Here is a 20,498-nt window from a genome sequence, read left to right as displayed (position 1 = left end):
GGGGGCAGATGCCAACAGTGTAGACCGCACTATCGATATCGCGACAAGGGCGGAATCTCATATTTGCATGACGCAGCGATGTCCCTCGATGCGTCATGGCGCGCCCTTTTCGCGTTGCTTTTCGCTGCTTTCGGCTCTTGTCAGCCGACGTCTTTTGATCGACTATCCGCAGCATAGGATAGGCCGCCACATTCGGGGAAACATCATGCGGGGTTTGAATTCTTTGAGGATTGCGACGGGATGGCTCGTTGCCGGCATGCTCGGCTTCGCAGCCCATGCGCAAGCGCAGTCCGGTAGCGTGCCTTCGCGCACGCCTGTTGCGTGCAACTGCGCGCAGATCGTGGCCGACTGTTCGGCGTCGGTGTCGGTCCTGCCCGTGCGCGCCACGAGCGGCGCCTTTTCGGCCGACGTCATGCTCATGACCGACGCGGCGTCGTGCGCCAGAGTCGACTACCAGCTCGACGACACAGCCTACGTCACGATCCTGCGAGACGGTGCGCAAGGCGGCCAGCGACTTTACGCCGCACGCCCGCTCACACGTAACAGCGTGTCGCGCATGTCGTGCCATGTATGCGCAGCCGCCTCCGCACCGGTGCCAAACGACGGCCTGCCGCCGGAGATGGCGCGCGTCGACGGTGCCCCGGGTACGTTCAGCGCGGCGCCGCCCGCCGCTGTTTCACCTGCCCCCAATGCGCTCACCTATGCACCGTCAGCGGCCGCTGCACCGCCCGCACAACCCTCGGCCGCCCCCGCCGAGGCGCCCATGCCGAGCACCATCGGTGACACCGCCGGGCTCAAGGCGGTGAATGCATCCGCCGCCGAAACGCCGGAAGTCGCGCGCGACGTGACCGCCATCGAGGCCCCCGCGCCCGCCGGCACCACGATCATCACGGCCCCCATTCCGCCGGGCGCCGTTGTCCAGACGAGCGCGTCGGCGCGTGTGGTGAATCCGTCGGGACGTTGGCGCGGCCTGTGCACGAACGCACCGCTGTGGTGGCAATTGTGGGGTTCCCCGATGACACGCCAGATGGCGCTCGCGCTCAACGGTGCGCAAGTGACCGGCAGCGTCGACGACGTCGAACCGAACGTCCACACCACGGTACAGGGCACGCTCGCGGGCGATCGTCTGCAACTCGCGGGCAGCTACGGCGCGAAACACGACATCACTTTTGGCGCCGACGGCACCACGCTCACCGACGCCTGGTGCAACGGCGACGGTCGATGCGAAACGTGCGAAATGCAGCGTTTCTGAGGGTTTCCGGGCGATGGCTGCAGCGCGCGATGCGCGACGACGATATAAAAATCTCGTAAAAACCGCCCCAAAAAAATGCATCGCAAGGCGCAGCGCCATCGCACGGCGAAATCGTGACGGCGAGCCAACGCCGTCACGCGGCTGACGAAACATCGGGAAACGCAGCGGAAAAAGTGCCTCTATCAGGCGCTCAGCCTTGTGCGGCAAGCGCGCAACATTGTTTGCGCAGCACTCGCACAAAGCGATTTCTTAGGTAGAATCGTCGGCGCAGCAAGACGTATCATTCGGGTGGCCGTTCTCCAACGGCACTTTCTTATTCTCATCGATTGGATCGATATGGCAACGGCAAAGAAAGCAGCAGCAAAGAAGGCCCCTGTGGCAAAAAAGGCTCCGGCCGCCAAGAAGGCACCGGTAGCGAAGAAGGCAGCGCCGAAGGCAGCCGCTAAGGCCGCTCCGAAGGCAGCCCCGAAGGCAGCCGCGAACGGCAAGGTTTCGCCGATCAAGGAAGCACTGAACAAGACCCAGCTCGCAGCTCACCTCGCCGACCAATCGGCAGTCGCTGTGAAGGAAGTCAAGGCTGTGCTCGCCGCGCTCGAGAACACCATCGTCAGCTCGCTGCACAAGAAGGGCGCAGGCGAATTCACGCTGCACGGCCTGTTCAAGGTCACGTCGCAACAAATCGCTGCCAAGGCGAAGCGTTTCGGCAAGGACCCGTTCACGGGCGAAGAGCGTTGGTTCCCGGCCAAGCCGGCTTCGGTGCGCGTGAAGGTTCGCCCACTGAAGAAGGTGAAGGACGCAGCACAGTAAGTCTCGCGCTCGCGCTGCCGTGTCGTTCACGGCAGGGTGAAAAGCCAGACCTGCAGGCAGCGCCTGAATACGGTGCCGAATTTTCGGCACCGTTTTTTTTCGCCTGTCGCTTTCGTTGGCGACACGCCCGGGCCGATCTCTCCGGTTGATTTCGTCATCCTCAGCTTTTCGGGATGGCATCCAACGCTGCAGCGCACACATGATCGCCGGGTTTTCACACGCGTTCTCGCACGCGTTTCGCTCGGGTTTGTTCGGAGTGGACGGGTCCGCCGCGCGCCGCTAACATCGCACGGGACACCCGTCGGCCAGCACGGGGACCGATCGCGCCTGCGGCGGATCGGCATCGCTGACGACGGTTTCGCGGCTTCAGGAGACCCAGCATGACTCGCAAGTTGTCACGTCAGCCTGTACCAAAGCAGCCCTCGTCATCGCATCCGGCCAGCCGACGAACGGCGCCCGGCGAAGTCGACATTCATTCGCGTCGCGGCTTTCTCTCGACGCTTGGTGTCGCCGCCATGCCTGCCGGTTTCGTCGGCTCGCTCGGCGGCACGCTCGGCGGCGTGCTCACGAGCACGCTGTCGCTCTTCTCCACGCCCGCTCACGCGCAGACCGTTGCCGACATCAAGAAGAAGGGCACGCTCAATGTCGGCATGCTCATCGATTTCCCCCCGTACGGCACGACGAACGCGCAGGCGCAGCCCGACGGCTACGACGCCGATGTCGCCCGTCTGCTCGCAAAAGATCTGGGCGTGAAGGTCAATCTCGTGCCGGTCACCGGACCGAACCGCATCCCGTATCTGCTGAGCGGAAAAGTGGATGTGCTCGTCGCATCGCTTGCCATCACGCCGGAGCGCGCGAAACAGGTGCAGTTTTCCAAGCCGTATGCGGCTGCGACCATCGTGCTGCTCGGCAAGACCGGCGCACCGATCAAGTCGGCCGCCGATCTGAAGGGCGTGCGTGTGAGCGTCGCGCGTGCGAGCACGCAGGACATGGCCGTGACCAAAACGGCGCCCGAAGGCACCGAAATTCGCCGATTCGACGACGACGCCTCCGCCATGCAGGCACTGCTCACCGGGCAAGTGGATGCCATCGGCTGCTCGGTGACGGTCGCCAACGCCATTCGTCAGCGTGCGCCAGGTCAGTTCGAACCGAAATTCAATTTGCTGCAGCAGGCGATGGGGATCGCGATGCGCCCCAACCAGCCGGAACTGCTCGCTGCGGTCAACGACTTCGTGACTCGCAATACGAACAACGGTGAACTGAACAAACTGTATCGAAAGTGGCTCGAGACTGATTTGCCCAAATTGTCGTAAGCGCCGCCCCCCTCCTTCCGCCGGCTGTGCGCAACAGATGCGCCAGCGGCGGGTCGATTTCCCCCTTCGCTCGACTTGAGTACCCCCTACCCTATCGAAATGCGCATTTCGATATAGTCGAAACGCCATCTGCCCGCTTCCCGCATATCGCCGAACCCCTTGCGTCTAGGCGACTCCCATGATCCCGTCAGGGTCTATTCGAAAATAATTTTGCTTTCGATGCAATTTAGATATATCGTAAACATGTCTTAACTACATCAATAGGGAGTCGCATCATGCGTGGATCACGTAGCGATTTCATGGGCCGAGGCCCGTTGGATCTGGACAAAATGGAATTCGGCGACGAACGGCGTGGTGGACGCCATGGACGGCGCGGCGGTGGCGAAGGCTATGGTGACGGCCGGCACGGCCGCAGCGAAGACGGTCGTGGCGAGCGCGGCGGCCGGGGCGGACGCGGCGGTGGCCGTCTTTTCAGCCACGGCGGATTGCGGCTCGTGCTGCTGCATCTGATTTCGCAGCAACCGCGTCACGGCTACGAGCTCATCAAAGCCATCGAAGAGAGCGTGAACGGCACGTACAGCCCCAGCGCGGGCGTCGTCTACCCTACGCTCACACTGCTCGAAGAGATGGGTTACATCCGAGTGCAGGAAACCCCCGGCGACAGCCAGCGCAAGTCGTACGAAATTACCGACGCCGGGCGTGAGCATCTCGCCGAAAACGAGGACTCGGTCACGGAACTGCTCGCGCGACTCGCAACGCGACGCGAGCGCTCGGAAGATATGCCGCCGCAAGTCATGCGGGCGCTGCACAACTTCAAATATGCCGTGCATTTGCGTCTGGGCGGCGAGCCGCTCACGACCGAGCAGGCCAACGCGTTTGCCGCCATTCTCGACGCGGCCGCACAACAACTGGAGCGACTCTGATGCAAGATAACGCTGCACCGAACGCCACCCCCGATCGCACGCCGCAGCGCGTGCGCCACGAACTTCGCATGCGCTTGCTGGAAGTGCGTCATGTCGAGACCGTCACGCCCAACCTGTTGCGTGTGACCCTCGGGGGAGACGATCTCGAAGGCTTCCACAGCCCGGGTTTCGACGACCATGTGAAACTCTTCTTCCCGAACCCCGAGACCGGCGAACTGTCGCTGCCGCAGGTCGGCCCGGAAGGCGTGTCCAAACCGGCCCCCGGCGACGCGCCGCGCGTGATGCGCGACTACACGCCGCGCCATTTCGATGCCGCAACGAAAACGCTGGTCATCGACTTCGCCCTGCATGAATCCGGCCCGGCGACGCAATGGGCACGCGCAGCCAAGCCCGGCGATCGGCTCGGTGTGGGCGGCCCGCGCGGCTCGTTCATCATCCCGATGAACTTCGACGGCTACGTGCTGATCGGCGACGACACGGCATTGCCGGCGATTTCCCGGCGTCTGGCCGAGTTGCCTGCCGGTGCACTCGTGTTCGTATTTGTGGAAGTCGACGGCCCGACCGACTGCCTGCGCTTTGCAACCGAGGCCGATGTCGTCGTCGAGTGGATCTATCGTGAAGGCGTGCCCGCCGGACAAAGCACCGCGCTCATCGACGCGCTGCAGGTCGCCTCGCTTCCCAAGGGCGATCTGCACGCGTGGGTGGCCGCCGAAGCGGGGGTGGCGAAAGCGGTGCGCCGCCACCTCGTGGAGACGCGCGGACTGAACCCGAAGTGGGTGAAAGCCGCCGCCTACTGGCGACGCGGTGACGCCGCCGTCCACGAAAATCTCGACGACTGACATCGACGATCCGGAGCGAGGCCGCCGCGTGTATGCTTTTTATCCCCCGTTCAAGCGTGGTCTGCCTGTCCGTATGAAAAGCATGGATACCCGTCTGCCCCCCGTCACGAACCTGTTCGCCGGCCTGCCTTCACAGCCCGATCCGGCGGCCGCCGAACAGTTCGACACACTGATCGCGCGTCCGGGCATGCGCGTCGAGCGCATTGTCTCCACGGGGCAGGCCTCGCCCCCGGGCTTCTGGTACGACCAGCCTCAGCACGAATGGGTCGTTGTCCTGTCCGGCAGCGCCGGCCTGGCGTTCGCCGACGCCCCGGATGCCGCAGATCCGGCAGGCCGGACACTCACGCTCCATCCGGGCGACGCCGTGACGATCCCGGCCCATCAACGCCACCGCGTGGCATGGACGGCACAGGGCGAGACCACGGTCTGGCTGGCGATTCACTACGACTGAGCACGTCTGCCCCATCCCGTTTGGAGAAATTCCCTGCGGTCTTTCGGAATTGCCTGATAGAAATGCCGGGAACAACTTCCGACTATGGGGGCGCGTCCGGGGATGTCGAATTCCGGCACCTCGAGGGCGGTTCACCCAAAGGGGGTACGACGACATGGAGCAACGCAAACGACACGATGGCTTTGAACGATGGGCCGCTGGCGCGATGGCGCGTCAGGCGGGTCGGCAGGATGCCCGCTGGCGTATCTTTCGCGCGCCGGAGCAGGCCGATTTCCACGGATTCGTCGTCTGGTGCTACACGCAAGGCGTGTTTCTGGGGCAGGAATTCGATCGGCGTACCGACACCATCACGCACTGCTTTGTACGCAACGGCGCGTGGGCCGTCCAGTTCGACTCGTATGGAGAGGCCTGTGAGCGCGCCGCCGACATTCATGCGCCCACGCTGATTCTGTATGCGCCGGAACGCAACGGCTGCGTTTTCATTACCAGCACCGAGCAGTAGCTGATCGGATCATCGAGATCGCAAAAAAACACCGGACAGCGTTAGCTGCCCGGTGTTTTTCCTTCGGCATGGCGCGCAGCCGTGTCGAATGTGCGCAAGTCCGAATCAGGCGTAGTTCCGGATATCGTCGATTTCCGTCTGGCCGAAATCGTCGCGCTCGGTCAGCGCCAGGATGCGGCGCGCCACGTCTTCCGGCGACGACAGCTTCCCGCTCGACTTGAGTTCCTGGAAACGTGCCAATGCGGGGAAGCTTTCGACGTTGCTGCTGCGAATTGCCTCCTGCATGCCGGTGTCGACCACGCCAGGGGCGAGCGACACTGCCTGCACGCCGTGTTCGCGATGTTCGGCATTCACGACGCGCGTATACATATCCAGCGCCGCCTTCGTCGAGCAGTACACGGCCCAGCCCGCGTTCGGATTGCGCCCGGCGCCCGACGAAATGTTCACGATCTGGCGCTTGGCCTCGAGGCCCTGCGTCGCCGCAAGAAAGCGCGCACACAGGAGCATCACGGAAGTCACGTTCAACGCGAACGCGGCGCCAATGGCGGCCGGATCGTTCAACGCGGCCGAATTCGCCACCGGATGGACCGTGCCTGCATTGTTAATCAGCAGGTACCGGCCGGCGTCGCGCGGCAGTTTGGCAAAAATGCGCTCGGCGACGTTGGCAGCGGCCGTGGTGTCAGCCAGGTCGACCGCAATCTGTTCGAGCGTGATGCCCTGAGCGCTGGCCTGCGCGGCGAGGTCGTCGTCCGTGCGACGCGCCAGCGTCACGAGATGGGTGCCGGGGGCCAGCAGGCCGCGCGCCAGGGCAGCGCCGAGACCGCGGGACGCACCGGTAAGAATCGCAATCGTTTGGGACATTGGGAGAGATGCGGTCGGATAACGCCGCAAAAAGGACGAACGGGACGCCATTATCCGCGTATCGACCGAAGGCCGCTATCCCGACCATCAGTCGCGTTTTCGTCACATCCGGGAAGCGCTGCGTCAAATCGCCGCCTGGCGTCTACAAAGCGCAATGCTGTATTGCGGAATATAATCGCGAACTTCGCACGCTTATAACCTACGGTAGTAATAGCGTATTTGGCGAGACCCCTCGGAATGGTCGGCAGATAGGAACGCGCTACGTTTTTTGCGCGTCAAGGCACTGAATCCCCAAGGTCGTCACGGTCAGTACGGGTGTTTTGAGTGCTCTGCACATTACCGTCTTATGGGTATATATTCCCCCCTCATGGAAACGATACCGAAAATCATTTCGGCGCCCGATGCTGCGTCGGCCACTAGCAAGACCACGCGTCCCGTGGCGCCGCGCCCCCGTCAGTACGACGCGCGGCTCGCACGCTGGTTCGTCACGCCGCTCGTCAATACCCGCGTCACGCCGAACCACCTCACGACCCTGCGCCTGATCGTCGGGCTGGCGTGCGCCTGGGCGTTTGCCCAGGGCGGCTATGCGATGGCCAATCTGGGTGCCCTGCTGCTCGTCCTGTCGAACTTCATCGACCATACGGATGGCGAACTGGCGCGCATCAGCGGCAAGACCAGCAAGATCGGGCATTACTACGACCTCGCTTCGGACGCCTTCGTGACCGTGCTGCTGTTCGGCGGCATCGGTATGGGCGTGGACGCCATCGCACCGGGACAGTATCCGCTGCCCGTGCCGCTGTCGGCATCGGCGCTCGGCTGGATCGCCGGGGTGGCCGTGGCGCTGATTTTCTTCCTGCGCATGCGCATCGAGGACCGCGTGGGCAAGGCCGGTACGAAGCAGGCGTCGGTCGGCGGTTTCGAGACCGAAGACGTGCTGTACCTGATGCCGCTCGTCACGCTATTCGACGGCACGCGCGGCTTCCTGATCGCCGCTGCCATTGGCGCGCCGCTGTTCGCCCTGCTCGTCGTCGCGGACTATGTGCGCGTGATGCGCCGCCCGCTGCCCGCCAAGACCGGGGCTGCCACGACCGGCGCGGATCGCGCCGCCCCGCTCGAGCCGACGGCACCGATGGCACCGATGGCACCGGCAGCCTTCGCGGCCGACGCCGAGATCGAGCGTACGCTCGACGCCATCGAGATCGACGACATCACCCGTGAATTCAAGTCGCAGGACGCCTTCGTCTATATGGAGAAGTTCCTGCCGCAATCGGTGACGGACCAACTGATCGCGGCGGCACGCGCGGTCACGCCGAACGTCAACCGCAACTATCTCCCCGGTCACAAGCAGGGCGGCAGCGTCAGCCGTCACACGCTCGACGAGCGTGCCCCGTTCGTGGCCGAGTTGTATCGTTCGCCGGCGCTCATGCGCTTTCTCGAGCGTCTGGCCGGCGAAAAACTGCTGCCGTCGCCGCAAGACGATCCGCACGCGTATGCGCTGTATTACTACACGCGTCCGGGCGATCACATCGGCTGGCACTATGACACTTCCTACTACAAGGGCCGCCGCTACACGCTGCTGCTGGGCGTAGTGGATCAATCGAGCTGCAAGCTCGAGTACCGGCTTCACACGCGCAATCCGGGCGTGACGCAGATCGACGGTGCCGTGGCGTACCCGCCCGGCGCCCTGGTCTTCTTCGACGGGGACAAGCTGCATCACCGGATCACGCCGCTCGGCGACAACGAAGAGCGTATTTCGCTCACGTTCGAGTACGTGACCGACCCGCGCATGGGCGCATGGCAACGCTTCATTTCGAACATGAAGGACGCCATCGCCTACTTCGGATTCAGGCAAGTGTTTCGTCAGGTATTGGGACGGACGAAACGCTAAATGAACCGGACTGCCATCGTATCTCTCACTCTCGGCTTCGCCCTTTTCGTCGCTCTGCTGATCTGGCAGGGCACGGGATCGGTGATGTCCACGCTGGCCGTGGCCGGCTGGGGCCTGCTGCCCATCGCCGCCTTCCACGTGGTGCCACTCGTGCTCGACGCCGCCGCCATTCAGGTGCTCGTGTCGAAATCCTGCACGCTGCGCCGCGCCACGCTTACCCGCTGGGTTGGTGAGTCGGTCAACAGCCTGTTGCCCGCGGGCCAGATCGGCGGGCCGATTGCGATGGTGCGTCAAATGAAGCAAAACGGGATGGCCGGACGCGAAGCCGCAGCGGCCATCACCGTGAGCACGACCCTGCAGGCAGTGGCACAGATGGTGTTCGCGCTACTGGGTCTGGCGGTGTTCGGCATCAGCGCAACGCATGGCGCCGACGGCAGCCTGTGGCTGCCGATGCTGCTCGCCACCGCGCTCATCTCCGCCCTGCTCTATGCGTTCTATGTCGCGCAACGCCGCGGCCTCTTCGGCTGGGCGTTTCGCATGCTCTCGAAGATGTCGTCCAAGCGCGACTGGTCGTCCCTGCTCGACCGGGCCGACGCCGTCGACGAAATCGTGCAGCGCATGTACGGCCAGCGCCGTCAGGCGCTCGCCAGCTTCGCGTACAGCCTGGTCGGCTGGATCGTCGGCACGGCCGAGGTGTGGCTGATCTGCCATTTCATGGGCTTCCCGGTCAGCTGGGTCGACGCGCTGTTGCTCGAAAGCCTCGGGCAGGCGATTCGCGGTGCCGCATTCTTCGTACCGGGTTCGCTCGGCGTGCAGGAAGGCGGCTATCTGCTGCTCGCCCCGCTCGTGGGTCTGCCGGCCGATGCCGCGCTGGCCCTGTCGCTGGCCAAGCGCACGCGTGAGCTTCTGCTCGGCGTGCCGGGCCTCGTCTATCTGCATTTCTCCGAACGTGGCTGGCGCCGCCAGCGTGCCGCACAAAACAACGTGCCGCTGTCGTCTGCCACGGATACTGCACCGCTTTAAAGAAGGAAATCAATCATGCGGGCCATCATTCTCGCCGCAGGCATGGGCCTGCGTTTGCTCCAGCCCGAAGACAAGCAGTCGCCCAAGTGCCTGCTCAAGTTCGACGGCATGTCGCTGCTCGAGCGCCATCTGCGCATGCTGGCCGCAGTCGGCATCACCGACGTCGTGCTCGCGCTCGGCTTCCATCACGAGCAGGTCAGCGAAGAACTAGACCGTCTGAACTGGACGCCGCGTCCGCAAATCCGGCTGAATCCCGAATTCCACCTCGGCAGCGTGCTCACGCTGCACACTGCCGCCGACGCCATGACCGCAGGCGGCGACGTGCTCGTGATGGATGCCGACGTGCTCTACGACCAGCGCATCTTCAACGCCCTCGTGGCGGGCAAGACGGCGAACCGCCTGCTCATCGACCGCGACTTCGAAGTGGGCGACGAGCCGGTCAAGCTGTGCCTGCGCGACGGCGTGCCCGTCGAGCTGCGCAAGCAGGTGATGGTCGGCCTCCAGTACGACACCGTCGGCGAATCCGTCGGCTTTTTCCGTTTCAATGAGGCAACGGCCACGCGCCTTGCGGAAATCACGCGTGATTACGTCGAATCGGGCCGCGCCAAGATGCCGCACGAGGAAGCCGTGCGCGATCTGCTGCTCGAGCGCGGCGCCCAGTTTGAAACGGCAGATGTCACGGGCTTCCCGTGGATCGAAATCGACTACCCTGAAGATGTGAAGCGCGCCGCCGATCAGGTGCTGCCACAGCTCGAACCGCTCACGATGGTGTCCGAATGAACGCTCCCGACGCATTCACCCTGCCGCCGACCGCCACGCGCGCGTCGCAACTGCGCGCCATGCTGCGCAGCAACCAGCTCGAATTCCTGATGGAAGCCCACAACGGCCTGTCCGCACGCATCGTGCGCGAAGCGGGCTTCAAGGGCATCTGGGCGTCGGGCCTCGCCATTTCGGCGCAGTTCGGCGTACGCGACAACAACGAAGCGAGCTGGACGCAGGTTGTCGACAATCTCGAATTCATGGCCGACGCCAGCGACCTGCCGATCCTGCTCGACGGCGACACCGGCTACGGCAACTTCAACAACATGCGACGTCTCGTGCGCAAGCTCGAACAGCGTGGCGTGGCCGGCGTGTGCATCGAAGACAAGGTCTTCCCGAAGACCAACAGCTTCATCGGCGGCGAACGCCAGCCGCTGGCCGATATCGACGAGTTCTGCGGCAAGATCAAGGCCGGCAAGGATTCGCAGGCCGACGACGATTTCTCCATCGTCGCGCGTGTGGAAGCGCTGATCGCCGGCTGGGGCATGGAAGAAGCCCTGCGCCGCGCCGAGGCTTACCGCCTGGCCGGTGCCGACGCCATCCTGATCCACAGCAAGCTCAAGCGCGCCGACGAAATCGTGCAGTTCGCCCGCGAGTGGGACAACCGCTGCCCGCTGGTGATCGTGCCGACCAAGTACTACAGCACCCCGACGGATGTGTTCCGCGAAGCGGGCATCAGCGTCGTGATCTGGGCGAACCACCTGATTCGCTCGGCCACCTCCGCCATGCAGGCCGTGGCTGCCGAAATCCACCGCAGCGAAACCCTCGTCAATGTCGAAGACCGCATCGCGACCGTCGACGAGATCTTCCGTCTGCAGGACGCCGACGAGTACACCGAAGCCGAAGACCGCTACCTGTCGGCCGCCAACGCCCCGCGTTCGGCGATCGTGCTGGCCGCGAGCCGTGGCAAGAACCTCGAGAGCGTGACGACCGACCGCCCGAAAGTCATGCTGCCGGTCGCCGGCAAACCGTTGCTGCGCTGGCTGGTCGACGGCTTCAAGAAGCAGAGCGTGAACGACATCACGGTGGTCGGTGGCTATCGCGCCGACGCCATCGACACCGCAGGCATTACGCTCGCGATCAACGAGCGTCATGCCGAGACGGGCGAACTGGCTTCACTCGCCCGCGTGGCCAACGCCTTTACGCACGATACGGTTATCTCGTACGGCGACCTGCTGTTCCGCAGCTACATCGTGCGCGATCTGGTCGAGAGCGATGCCGACTTTACCGTCGTGGTCGACTCCACGGCCGCCACCACGGCCAATGCCGCCAACGCCAGCGTGCGCGACTTCGCGTACTGCTCGTCGGGCGACGATCGTGGCCTGTTCGGCCAGCGAGTGCTGCTCGAGAAGATCAGCGGCAACGCCGCCGATGCCGGACGCACGCCGAACGGCCGCTGGATCGGCCTGCTGGGTGTGCGGGGCGACGACGGCCGCGCGCAACTGCAACGTGTCTTCGCTGCGCTGCAAGCCCGCGCCGACTTCGACCAGCTTGGCATGCCCGAACTGATCAACGCCCTCGCAGCCGATGGCGCGAAGATCGAAGTGCAATACGTGCACGGTCACTGGCGCGGCGTGAACGACATGGAAGAATTCCGCCGTGCGGCAGACTTCGCGCATGGCCAGACGCCGTTCAGCGGCGCCGCATCGGAGACGCAAGGTGATTGAGGCAGGACAGTTCGTCGAGGCCGCACGCAAGCACGGCTTCACGTGGTACACCGGCGTGCCGTGTTCGTTTCTCACGCCGTTCATCAATTACGTGTTGCAGGACCCGACGCTGCATTACCTGTCGGCTGCCAACGAGGGCGACGCCGTCGCCATCGCGGCGGGCGCCACGCTCGGCGAAGGCCGTGGTGCGCGCTCCGTCACGATGATGCAGAACTCGGGGTTGGGCAACGCGGTGAGCCCGCTCACGTCGCTCACATGGACCTTCCGTCTGCCGCAGTTGCTGATCGTGACGTGGCGCGGCCAGCCGGGCATTACCGATGAGCCGCAGCACGCGCTCATGGGACCGATCACCCCGGCCATGCTCGACCTGATGGAAGTGCCCTGGGAGCTGTTCCCGACCGAGCCGGAGGCCATCGCGCCGGCGCTGGAGCGTGCCGTACGTCACATGGACGAGACCGGTCGCCCCTACGCACTCGTGATGCAAAAGGGCAGCGTTGCGCCCTTCCCGCTGCAACCGGCCGAGCGACCGGCGCGTCCGGCGCAACCCGCGCCAGTGTCGCTCATGCGCGGCGTGGCACCTGCCGAACTGCCCGCACGCCGCGACGCGCTGGAGCGCGTCATCGCGCATACGCCGCTCGAAGGCACGGTCGTGCTGGCATCGACGGGCTTCTGCGGACGCGAACTCTACGCGCTGGACGACCGCGCCAACCAGTTGTACATGGTCGGTTCGATGGGCTGCGTGACAACGCTCGCCCTGGGCCTCGCATTGGCACGTCCGGACCTGCGTGTGGTTGCCCTCGACGGCGACGGCGCCGCGCTCATGCGCATGGGCGCGTTTGCGACGCTCGGTGCCTACGGCCCCTCGAATCTGGTGCATCTGCTGTTGGACAATGCCTCGCACGATTCGACCGGCGCGCAGGCGACGGTGTCGCCGACGGTCTCGTTCGCCGGTGTCGCCGCGGCCAGCGGCTATGCACTCGCGCTGGAAGGCGATACGCTCGATGTCATCGAGCAATTGTTCGACGCCCGCAGCGCCAGCCTGAACGACGGCCCGCGCTTCGCCTGCCTGACCACGCGCCCCGGCACGCCCGACGGGCTGCCCCGCCCGAAGGTCACGCCCGAAGCCGTCAAGGCACGCCTGATGGATCATATTGCGCAACGTGCCACGGCTTCGGCCTGAGCCCGTTCCCCCGCCATCCCCCTAAACCGTTATCTGCCGAGGAAGCTTCGCCATGCTGTTACTGAATCCGGGCCCCGTTACCCTGACCGAACGCGTTCGCAAGAGCTTGCTGCAACCCGATCTGTGCCACCGCGAGCCCGAATTCTTTGACCTGCAGGAAGAAGCACGCACGCGACTGACGGCCGTGTACGGCCTCGACCCGGCCGTCTGGACGCCGGTGCTGATGACCGGTTCGGGCACGGCTGCCGTCGAGAGCATGACCGCGGGCCTCGTGCCGGAAAACGGCCGCCTGCTGATTGTCGAGAACGGTGTGTACGGCGAGCGCATTTCTCAGATCGCCAAGCAATATCGCATCGATCACGACGTCATCCATTTTGAATGGATGCAGGCGCCGGATCTCGCACAGATCGTCGCGAAGCTCGACGCTGCCGGCGAGCGCCCGTACACCAACGTCGCCATCATTCATCACGAAACGACGACCGGTCGGCTGAACGACCTCACCGGCATTGCGCAGGCATGCCGCGAACGCGGCATCGATCTGCTGGTCGACGGCGTGAGCAGCTTCGCCGCCGAAGCCATCGACTTCAACGACACCGCCATCGCGGCGGTCGCCGCCACGGCGAACAAGTGCGTGCACGGCGTGCCGGGCGTGTCGTTCGTGATGGTGCGCAAGTCGGCACTCGCCAAGGCGTTCAGCCGCACGTACTACCTCGACATCGCCCGTCTCGCGAAGCTTCAGGCCGAGCGCAACACGCCGTTCACGCCGTCGGTGCACGCGTACTACGCGCTTGTCGAAGCCCTTCGTGAGCTGGAAGACGCCGGTGGCTGGCAGAAGCGCCACGCGCACTACGGCGCACTCGCAGAACAGGCACGCGCCGGCCTCGCCGCACTCGGCATCGACAGCGTGCTGTCGCCGAACGAGTCGTCGGTGGTGCTGCGCGCCTACAAGCTGCCGGCCGGCGTCGACTATCCGCGCCTGCACGACTGGCTCAAGGCCGACGGTTTCGTGATCTACGCCGGCCAGGGTGGCCTGTCGAAGGAGCTGTTCCGCATCTCGACAATGGGCAACCTTACGGCGGCCGACATCGATCGCCTGCTGGCCTCCTTCGCGCGGCTCGTGAAGTAAGCGCGGGGACGGACGTTCAGCCATGACCGAATTGCTAGCCAGCATCCACTCCCCGACCGAACTGCGTGCGCTCTCGCGCGCCGATCTGCGGCGTCTGGCCGACGAACTGCGCGCCTGCGTGCTCGACAACGTGTCGCGCACCGGCGGGCACCTGTCGTCGAACCTGGGCACCGTCGAGCTGACGATCGCCCTGCACTACGTCTTCGATACGCCCAGCGACCGGATCGTGTGGGACGTCGGCCATCAGACGTATCCGCACAAGATCCTGACGGGCCGCCGCGAGGCCATGCCGACCCTGCGTCAGTGGCAGGGACTCTCGGGCTTCCCGAAGCGCGATGAATCGCCTTACGACACCTTCGGCACGGCGCATTCGAGTACGTCGATTTCGGCCGCACTGGGCATGGCGCTGGCGAGCAAGGTCAAAGGCGAGAAGCGCCACGCGATCGCCGTGATCGGCGACGGTGCGATGACGGCGGGCGAAGCCTTCGAGGCGCTGAACAACGCCGGTGTGTACGACGACCTGCCGTTCCTCGTGGTGCTCAACGACAACGACATGTCGATCTCGCCACCGGTCGGCGCGCTCAACCAGTACCTCACGCGCCTGATGTCCGGCCAGTTCTACTCGGCGGGCAAGGAAAGCGTGCGCAACCTGCTGCGCAACGCACCGGCGCCGATGCGCGAACTGGCGCACAAGATAGAAGAACACGCGAAGGCCATCGTTTCGCCGACGGGCACGATGTTCGAGGAATTCGGCTTCAACTACCTCGGTCCGATCGACGGCCACGATCTCGACGCACTGATTCCCGCGCTCGAGAACATCAAGGCACTCAGGGGGCCGCAGTTCCTGCACGTCGTCACGCGCAAGGGCCGAGGCTACAAGCTCGCCGAAGCCGATCCCGTGCTGTACCACGGCCCGGGCAAGTTCAACCCGAGCGAGGGCATTCGCCCCGCCGCGCCGGGCGCGGTGACGGCCAAGACGTACACACAGGTCTTTGGTGAATGGCTGTGCGATGCGGCAGCCGCAGACGAGCGCGTCGTCGGCATCACGCCGGCCATGCGCGAAGGCTCCGGGCTCGTGGCATTCGAGAAGCGATTCCCCGAGCGTTACTACGATGTCGGCATCGCCGAGCAGCACGCCGTCACGTTTGCGGGCGGGCTGGCCACCGAAGGCCTCAGGCCTGTCGTCGCGATCTATTCGACGTTCCTGCAACGCGGCTACGATCAGGTGATTCACGACGTGGCGCTGCAGAACCTGCCGGTCGTCTTCGCGATCGATCGCGGCGGCGTGGTGGGCGCCGACGGTGCCACGCACGCGGGGGCCTACGACATGGCCTATCTGCGCTGCATCCCGAACATGGTGCTCATGACGCCGGCCGACGAGAACGAATGCCGTCAAATGTTGCAGACGGCGCTCGGAATCGACGGCCCCAGCGCCGTGCGCTATCCGCGCGGCACCGGCCCGGGGGTTGCGACGGAAGCCGGACTGTCGACGTTGCCCGTGGGTCGCGCGCAGACGCGGCGTCTGAGCGCCGCCCCGGCCGGACGCCGTGTCGCAATCCTCGCGTTCGGTTCGATGGTCGCAGTGGCCGAGCAGGTCGCGCCGGCGTTCGACGCGAGCGTGGTCAACATGCGCTTCGTCAAGCCGCTGGACGAAACCACGGTGCTTGAGATGGCCCGCACGCACGATCTCGTCGTCACGCTGGAAGAAGGCGCGATCATGGGTGGCGCAGGCACGGCGTGCATCGAAGCGCTCAACGCCAACGGTGTGCAGGTGCCGGTGCTGCAACTGGGACTGCCGGACACGTATATCGATCAGGGCACGCCCGCGCAGCAACTTGCGTCGGTCGGGCTCGATGCCACGGGTATCGCTGCGTCGATCCGTCGTGCACTGGCCGAACGCCTTGGCGGAAAGGTCGAAGCGGTCTAGACGGTCGCCGGCAGGCAGGCCTTCAACAAAAAACGGCACCTCGCGGTGCCGTTTTTCGTTGTCGCTCCGACGATGCCGGAGACGTTCGCGATCTCACGACTTCGGCGGTGGCGCGCCCTTCTCGCGCGGCTTGCCCATCAACACCGGCTGGAAGAACACCGCGCCGATCAGCGTGCAGAGCAACGAGAGCGCCAGCAGCTTGCCCATGCTCGACGTGCCCGGGTGATGCGAGAGCCACAGGCTGCCGAAGGCGATGCCCGTCGTCGCGGCCGACAGCACGATGGCCTGCGTGAGGCTCGACGCGAGCAGATGCGTCTGGCCCTTGCGCCATGCGATCACGTAGTAGATCTTGAAGGCCACGCCCACGCCCAGCAACAGCGGCAATGCGATGATGTTCGCGAAGTTGAGCGGCAAGCCGATCAGCACCGTGATTTCCAGCGTGACGGCCGCCGAGACGAGCAACGGCACCAGCGTGCGCAGCACGTCGCCGAACCGACGCAGCGCCAGCCACAGCAAGATCGTGATCGACAGCAATGCCCATGCCCCGGCCTCGATGAACGAACGAATGATCGTGTCGGCCGAGCGCAGGATGGAGATCGGGCCGCCCACGGCGTCCGGCGTCGTCGCCAGCACGGCTGCGCTGAACTTGCGCAGCATCGCGTCGTCGCTCGGGTCGGCGCCCTTCTCGACATGCGGCGAGATGTTGACCAGCGCGCGCCCGTCGGCAGCGACCCACTGCGACACGATGTCCTTCGGCAGCGACTCACGCGTGATGGCGTGCGGTTGCAGCGCGTCGCGCAACTGGCCAAGCGCGAGCTTCAACGGCTCGGCGATGGCGCGCTGCGCGCGATCACGCGTGGCCGTATCTGCGGCGGCCAGCTTGCGCAGGGCCGTTGCCAGTCGCTGCGCTTCCTTCGCGCCTTCGCCCGGATGGTCGAGCGCAGCGTCTTCCAATTGCCCGGCAGCGGTCTTGAGCGACGATACCCGCGCGGCATCGTTGCCGGCCGCGAGCGGCGTCTGCTCGAGCACCGGCAGCAGCGACGCGGCCGCCGTGGCGATCTGCGCGAGCTTGGCGGGCTGATCGGCCGGCATGAACGTCGTGAGCGTCACCACGCGACCGACTTCCGGTACGGCACGCAGTTTGGCGGCATACGCGTCGGCCGCTTCGAGATTCGGCGCCAGCAGTTGCACGTCGTTCACCCCAGCTTCGGGCGAGTTGGCCAGATCGATGAGCGTGGCCATCGACTCGGTATTCGGGTCCTTCAGATGCAGCGGATTGAAGTCGAAGTGCAGATGCGCGAGCAACGGCAGCCCGGCCACCACCAGCGCCAGCGTGCCGTAGAGCAACGGATTGCGGTACTTCTCCGTGAAATCGTCGACCCGCGCCAGGCTCTTGAACCCGGGCGGGCTGGCTTCGCCCTTCGGCTTGAACACGCTGATGAGTGCAGGCAGCAGCGTGATGGCCGACGGAAACGCTACGCACAGAATCCCCACACCCGCGATCAGGCCGAGTTCGGAGACGCCGCGATAGTCGGTCGGCAGGAACGAGAAGAAGCTCGCTGCCGTGGCGGCAGCCGCCAGCGACAAGGGCATCGCGATCGCCCGGCCTGCGTTGACCAGCGCACCGCGCAGCGCATCGTCGCCCGACGCGCCATCGTGTGCCTCGAGGTGATGACGTTCCTCGCGATAGCGCACCCCGAACTGAATGCCGAAGTCCACGCCAATGCCGACGAACAGCACGGCAAATGCCACCGAGATCATGTTGAGGGCGCCGACCATCATCAGACCGAGTGCGAACGTGATCGCCAGACCGGCCAGCAGCGTAATGAACACGGCGAGAATCATCTTGCCGGAACGCACGGCCAGCCACAGCACGACGAGCACGGCCAGCAGCGTGATGACGGCATTCGGCCCGGCGTCCTGACGCACTGATGCGAACTCCTCGTCCGAGAGCGGGCGCGAGCCGGTCAGGCGCACGGTCGCGCCGTAGCGCTCGCCGAGCTTGAGTTCGGCCACCGCTTCACGAATGCGCGTGGCGGCATTCGCACCCGCTTCGAGCGACGCGTAGTCGACGACCGGCTGCACCTGCACGTAGCTGCGCGCCACCGTATCGGGCGCGACCAGTGCGCGCCAGGACATGGCCGCCGGGCGTCCGGCCAGCACGGCCTCGGTCGTGTCGGCCGCGTTGCCCAGCAAGCGGCTCATGTCCGCAAGCTTCACCTGTCCGGTGAGCAGCGGCGTCTGCAACGTGACCGACAGCAGGTTCGACAAGCCGGTCAGGCTCGGGTCCTGTGCGAGGCGGTTGAGTAGCGGCTTGGCGTCTTCGAGCTTGCCGGTCAGCGACTTCACGTCGTCGAGCGACGCGAACAGCAGCGCGTTGTGCGCGAAGAACTCGCCGGCGCCCGGGCGGCTCACGGCGCGGAACACGTCCGTCTCCGTCGCCAGACGGGCGGCCAGCTCGGCGGCCGCCTTGTCGGCAAACTCCACGGCCGGGGCGTCCACCACGGCCAGCGTCATGTCGGTCTTCTGCGGGAAGGCACGATCGATCTCGCGGCCGCGCTCGGCGGCGGGCGTATTCGAATCGATCAGGCTCGAGATGTCGGTGTTGATCGCAAAGTGCTTGGCGACATACACACAACTCGCAATCACGAGCAGCAGCGAAGCGAAGATGACCGGGTACGCGTGCTTCGCCGAAAAACGGACGATGCGCACGACGAGCGAAGTCAGCATGTAGCGGTTCCGGAAGGTAATGAGGTCTCCCCGCCCCCGTTTGCCGCCCCACGACAGTTGTAACGAATCGTCAGGGACAGGGCATGCCGGGGAACCAATCGCAGACAGCGTCCGTCGATCAGCCAGTGAATCACGAAGAAACGGTGAATTTACAAAATCGCAGCAGTATACAAGGCCCGGCGAAGGCCACGTGGACTACACTACGGCCTACCTGATTCAAACCCATGAAGACAAGCGACGTATGAACAAATTCCTGGTGGCAGCGGTGTCTGCCGTCGCAATCAGCGGCATTGGCACCTCGGGCGCCTGGGCACAGGCGAGCAGCGCCAATCCGAACGACATGGTGAAGACGGCGGTCGAGACGGTCGTCAAGGCCACCAAGGCCGATCCTGCAGCCCGCGACGGCGATGTGACCGCCACGGCCCGTGTGGTCGCGCGCGACTTCCTGCCGTACACCGACTTCCTGCGCACCACGCGCTACGCCGTCGGCTCGAAGGCGTTCGACAGCGCCACGCCCGCCCAGCAGCAGCAAGTCTTCGAGCAATTCCAGCAACTGCTCGTGAACACCTTCGCCCTGCAGCTCTCGCAGGTGCGCGGCACCCAGATCTCGTTCAAGTTCGACCCGGCCAAGCTCACGGCAGGCAGCACCGACGTCGTGGTTGGCGCCACGGTCAGCGGCACGGGCGACAATCTGTCGGTGGCCTATCGATTGGCCAAGACGGACAAGGGCTGGAAGATCTACGACATCAACATGATGGGCGAGAACGTGGCCGACGCATGGCTCATCCAGTTGTATCAGCCGCAGTTCAAGGCGCGCATTGCCCAGGGTGGCATCGACAGCCTGATCACCTATTTGCGCGAGAAGAACGCGCGTTTCGGCAAGTAAAATCAACGACTTAGCGGCGAACGCCAAAAATGGGACTGCCAGTCCCGGGCGTCAACGACGACAGGTTTTCCGCTTCTGCAGGGATTTGACGACAGATAGGGCCCGAATCCCGTCGGGATGCGGGCCGGATCGTCAACTTTTTTGCAACACACACTGCCGCCTCCTACGAGGGGGTGACCAGCAATATTTGGCCGCGGCGGTTACAATCGCTGCTTGTCAAACGACCGGACGGCGGTCCCCCCGCGGGTGCATGCGAATTGCCAACACAACTGGCGCCGCGTGCTCCATGAAGCCAGCAGTGCGC

At 64.9% G+C, this 20,498-nt stretch carries 18 protein-coding genes and 1 pseudogene; 16 read left to right on the top strand and 3 right to left on the bottom strand.

Going from position 1 to position 20,498, the window contains the following annotated elements:
* The first annotated feature begins 214 nt into the window (after window positions 1-214).
* From ABWO90_RS03815 to ABWO90_RS03805, 3 genes are all read left to right on the top strand, one after another.
* A complete protein-coding gene (locus tag ABWO90_RS03815; protein WP_353189865.1) occupies window positions 215-1,252 on the top strand; it encodes a hypothetical protein in 1,038 nt (345 codons plus the stop codon).
* Between the two features lie 336 nt (window positions 1,253-1,588).
* Complete coding sequence (locus ABWO90_RS03810; protein WP_353189937.1) at window positions 1,589-2,059, top strand: HU family DNA-binding protein; 471 nt, start codon at window positions 1,589-1,591, stop codon at window positions 2,057-2,059.
* A gap of 380 nt (window positions 2,060-2,439) precedes the next feature.
* Window positions 2,440-3,372 (top strand): transporter substrate-binding domain-containing protein, encoded by a 933-nt coding sequence (locus ABWO90_RS03805; protein WP_502922533.1) that lies wholly within the window; start codon window positions 2,440-2,442, stop codon window positions 3,370-3,372.
* Window positions 3,373-3,656: 284 nt separating this feature from the next.
* Here ABWO90_RS03805 and ABWO90_RS03800 read toward each other — a convergent pair whose 3' ends face one another.
* Window positions 3,657-3,878: a hypothetical protein gene (locus tag ABWO90_RS03800; protein WP_353189864.1), complete on the bottom strand. Its 222-nt coding sequence runs from the start codon at window positions 3,876-3,878 to the stop codon at window positions 3,657-3,659.
* On the opposite strand from ABWO90_RS03800, the gene ABWO90_RS03795 reads away from it, so the two are divergent.
* From ABWO90_RS03795 to ABWO90_RS03780, 4 genes are all read left to right on the top strand, one after another.
* Entirely contained in the window at window positions 3,867-4,295 is a 429-nt protein-coding gene (locus ABWO90_RS03795; protein ID WP_353189863.1) for a PadR family transcriptional regulator, read from the top strand. The genes ABWO90_RS03800 and ABWO90_RS03795 overlap by 12 nt on opposite strands.
* Window positions 4,295-5,134 carry a siderophore-interacting protein gene (locus tag ABWO90_RS03790; RefSeq protein WP_353189862.1) on the top strand — a complete coding sequence of 280 codons (840 nt, stop codon included), beginning with the start codon at window positions 4,295-4,297 and terminating at the stop codon, window positions 5,132-5,134. The genes ABWO90_RS03795 and ABWO90_RS03790 overlap by 1 nt, the downstream gene beginning before the upstream one ends.
* A gap of 82 nt (window positions 5,135-5,216) precedes the next feature.
* Window positions 5,217-5,585 (top strand): cupin domain-containing protein, encoded by a 369-nt coding sequence (locus ABWO90_RS03785; RefSeq protein ID WP_353189861.1) that lies wholly within the window; start codon window positions 5,217-5,219, stop codon window positions 5,583-5,585.
* 154 nt (window positions 5,586-5,739) lie between these two features.
* Entirely contained in the window at window positions 5,740-6,087 is a 348-nt protein-coding gene (locus ABWO90_RS03780) for a hypothetical protein (protein WP_353189860.1), read from the top strand.
* Between the two features lie 105 nt (window positions 6,088-6,192).
* Here the strand turns inward: ABWO90_RS03780 and ABWO90_RS03775 are convergent, their stop codons facing one another.
* Window positions 6,193-6,948: an SDR family oxidoreductase gene (locus ABWO90_RS03775; protein ID WP_353189859.1), complete on the bottom strand. Its 756-nt coding sequence runs from the start codon at window positions 6,946-6,948 to the stop codon at window positions 6,193-6,195.
* A gap of 367 nt (window positions 6,949-7,315) precedes the next feature.
* Here ABWO90_RS03775 and ABWO90_RS03770 point away from each other — a divergent pair.
* The 8 genes and pseudogenes from ABWO90_RS03770 to dxs form a co-directional block, all read left to right on the top strand.
* Window positions 7,316-8,029: pseudogene (locus ABWO90_RS03770) on the top strand (CDP-alcohol phosphatidyltransferase family protein); the annotation flags it as partial.
* 48 nt (window positions 8,030-8,077) lie between these two features.
* Entirely contained in the window at window positions 8,078-8,836 is a 759-nt protein-coding gene (locus ABWO90_RS03765; RefSeq protein WP_353189935.1) for a HalD/BesD family halogenase, read from the top strand.
* Window positions 8,837-9,859, top strand: a complete 1,023-nt coding sequence (locus ABWO90_RS03760) for a flippase-like domain-containing protein (RefSeq protein ID WP_353189858.1) — start codon at window positions 8,837-8,839, stop codon at window positions 9,857-9,859. It begins immediately after the preceding gene.
* 15 nt (window positions 9,860-9,874) lie between these two features.
* The gene (locus tag ABWO90_RS03755) at window positions 9,875-10,639 is read left to right on the top strand and encodes a phosphocholine cytidylyltransferase family protein (RefSeq protein ID WP_353189857.1); all 765 of its coding nucleotides are present in this window, start codon (window positions 9,875-9,877) and stop codon (window positions 10,637-10,639) included.
* On the top strand, window positions 10,636-12,345 hold the full coding sequence (gene aepX / locus ABWO90_RS03750; protein WP_353189856.1) for a phosphoenolpyruvate mutase: 1,710 nt from the start codon (window positions 10,636-10,638) through the stop codon (window positions 12,343-12,345). The genes ABWO90_RS03755 and aepX overlap by 4 nt, the downstream gene beginning before the upstream one ends.
* A complete protein-coding gene (gene aepY, locus ABWO90_RS03745) occupies window positions 12,338-13,525 on the top strand; it encodes a phosphonopyruvate decarboxylase (RefSeq protein WP_353189855.1) in 1,188 nt (395 codons plus the stop codon). The genes aepX and aepY overlap by 8 nt, the downstream gene beginning before the upstream one ends.
* Window positions 13,526-13,577: 52 nt before the next feature.
* On the top strand, window positions 13,578-14,651 hold the full coding sequence (locus tag ABWO90_RS03740; protein WP_353189854.1) for a 2-aminoethylphosphonate aminotransferase: 1,074 nt from the start codon (window positions 13,578-13,580) through the stop codon (window positions 14,649-14,651).
* A gap of 22 nt (window positions 14,652-14,673) precedes the next feature.
* Window positions 14,674-16,578 (top strand): 1-deoxy-D-xylulose-5-phosphate synthase, encoded by a 1,905-nt coding sequence (gene dxs / locus ABWO90_RS03735; protein WP_353189853.1) that lies wholly within the window; start codon window positions 14,674-14,676, stop codon window positions 16,576-16,578.
* Window positions 16,579-16,671: 93 nt separating this feature from the next.
* On the opposite strand, the gene hpnN is transcribed toward dxs, so the two are convergent.
* Window positions 16,672-19,308, bottom strand: coding sequence for a hopanoid transporter HpnN (gene hpnN, locus ABWO90_RS03730; RefSeq protein WP_353189852.1), 2,637 nt, complete (start codon window positions 19,306-19,308; stop codon window positions 16,672-16,674).
* A 241-nt stretch (window positions 19,309-19,549) separates the two neighbouring features.
* Between hpnN and ABWO90_RS03725 the strand changes: the two genes are divergently transcribed.
* A complete protein-coding gene (locus ABWO90_RS03725; protein WP_353189851.1) occupies window positions 19,550-20,194 on the top strand; it encodes an MlaC/ttg2D family ABC transporter substrate-binding protein in 645 nt (214 codons plus the stop codon).
* The last annotated feature ends 304 nt before the right edge of the window (window positions 20,195-20,498 follow it).

The sequence above is a fragment of the Pandoraea pnomenusa genome, assembly GCF_040391475.1.
Classification (GTDB): Bacteria; Pseudomonadota; Gammaproteobacteria; order Burkholderiales; family Burkholderiaceae; genus Pandoraea; species Pandoraea pnomenusa_C.
The sequence above is the reverse complement of the archived record's forward strand: the minus strand, read 5'-3'. Positions and strand labels throughout refer to the sequence as shown.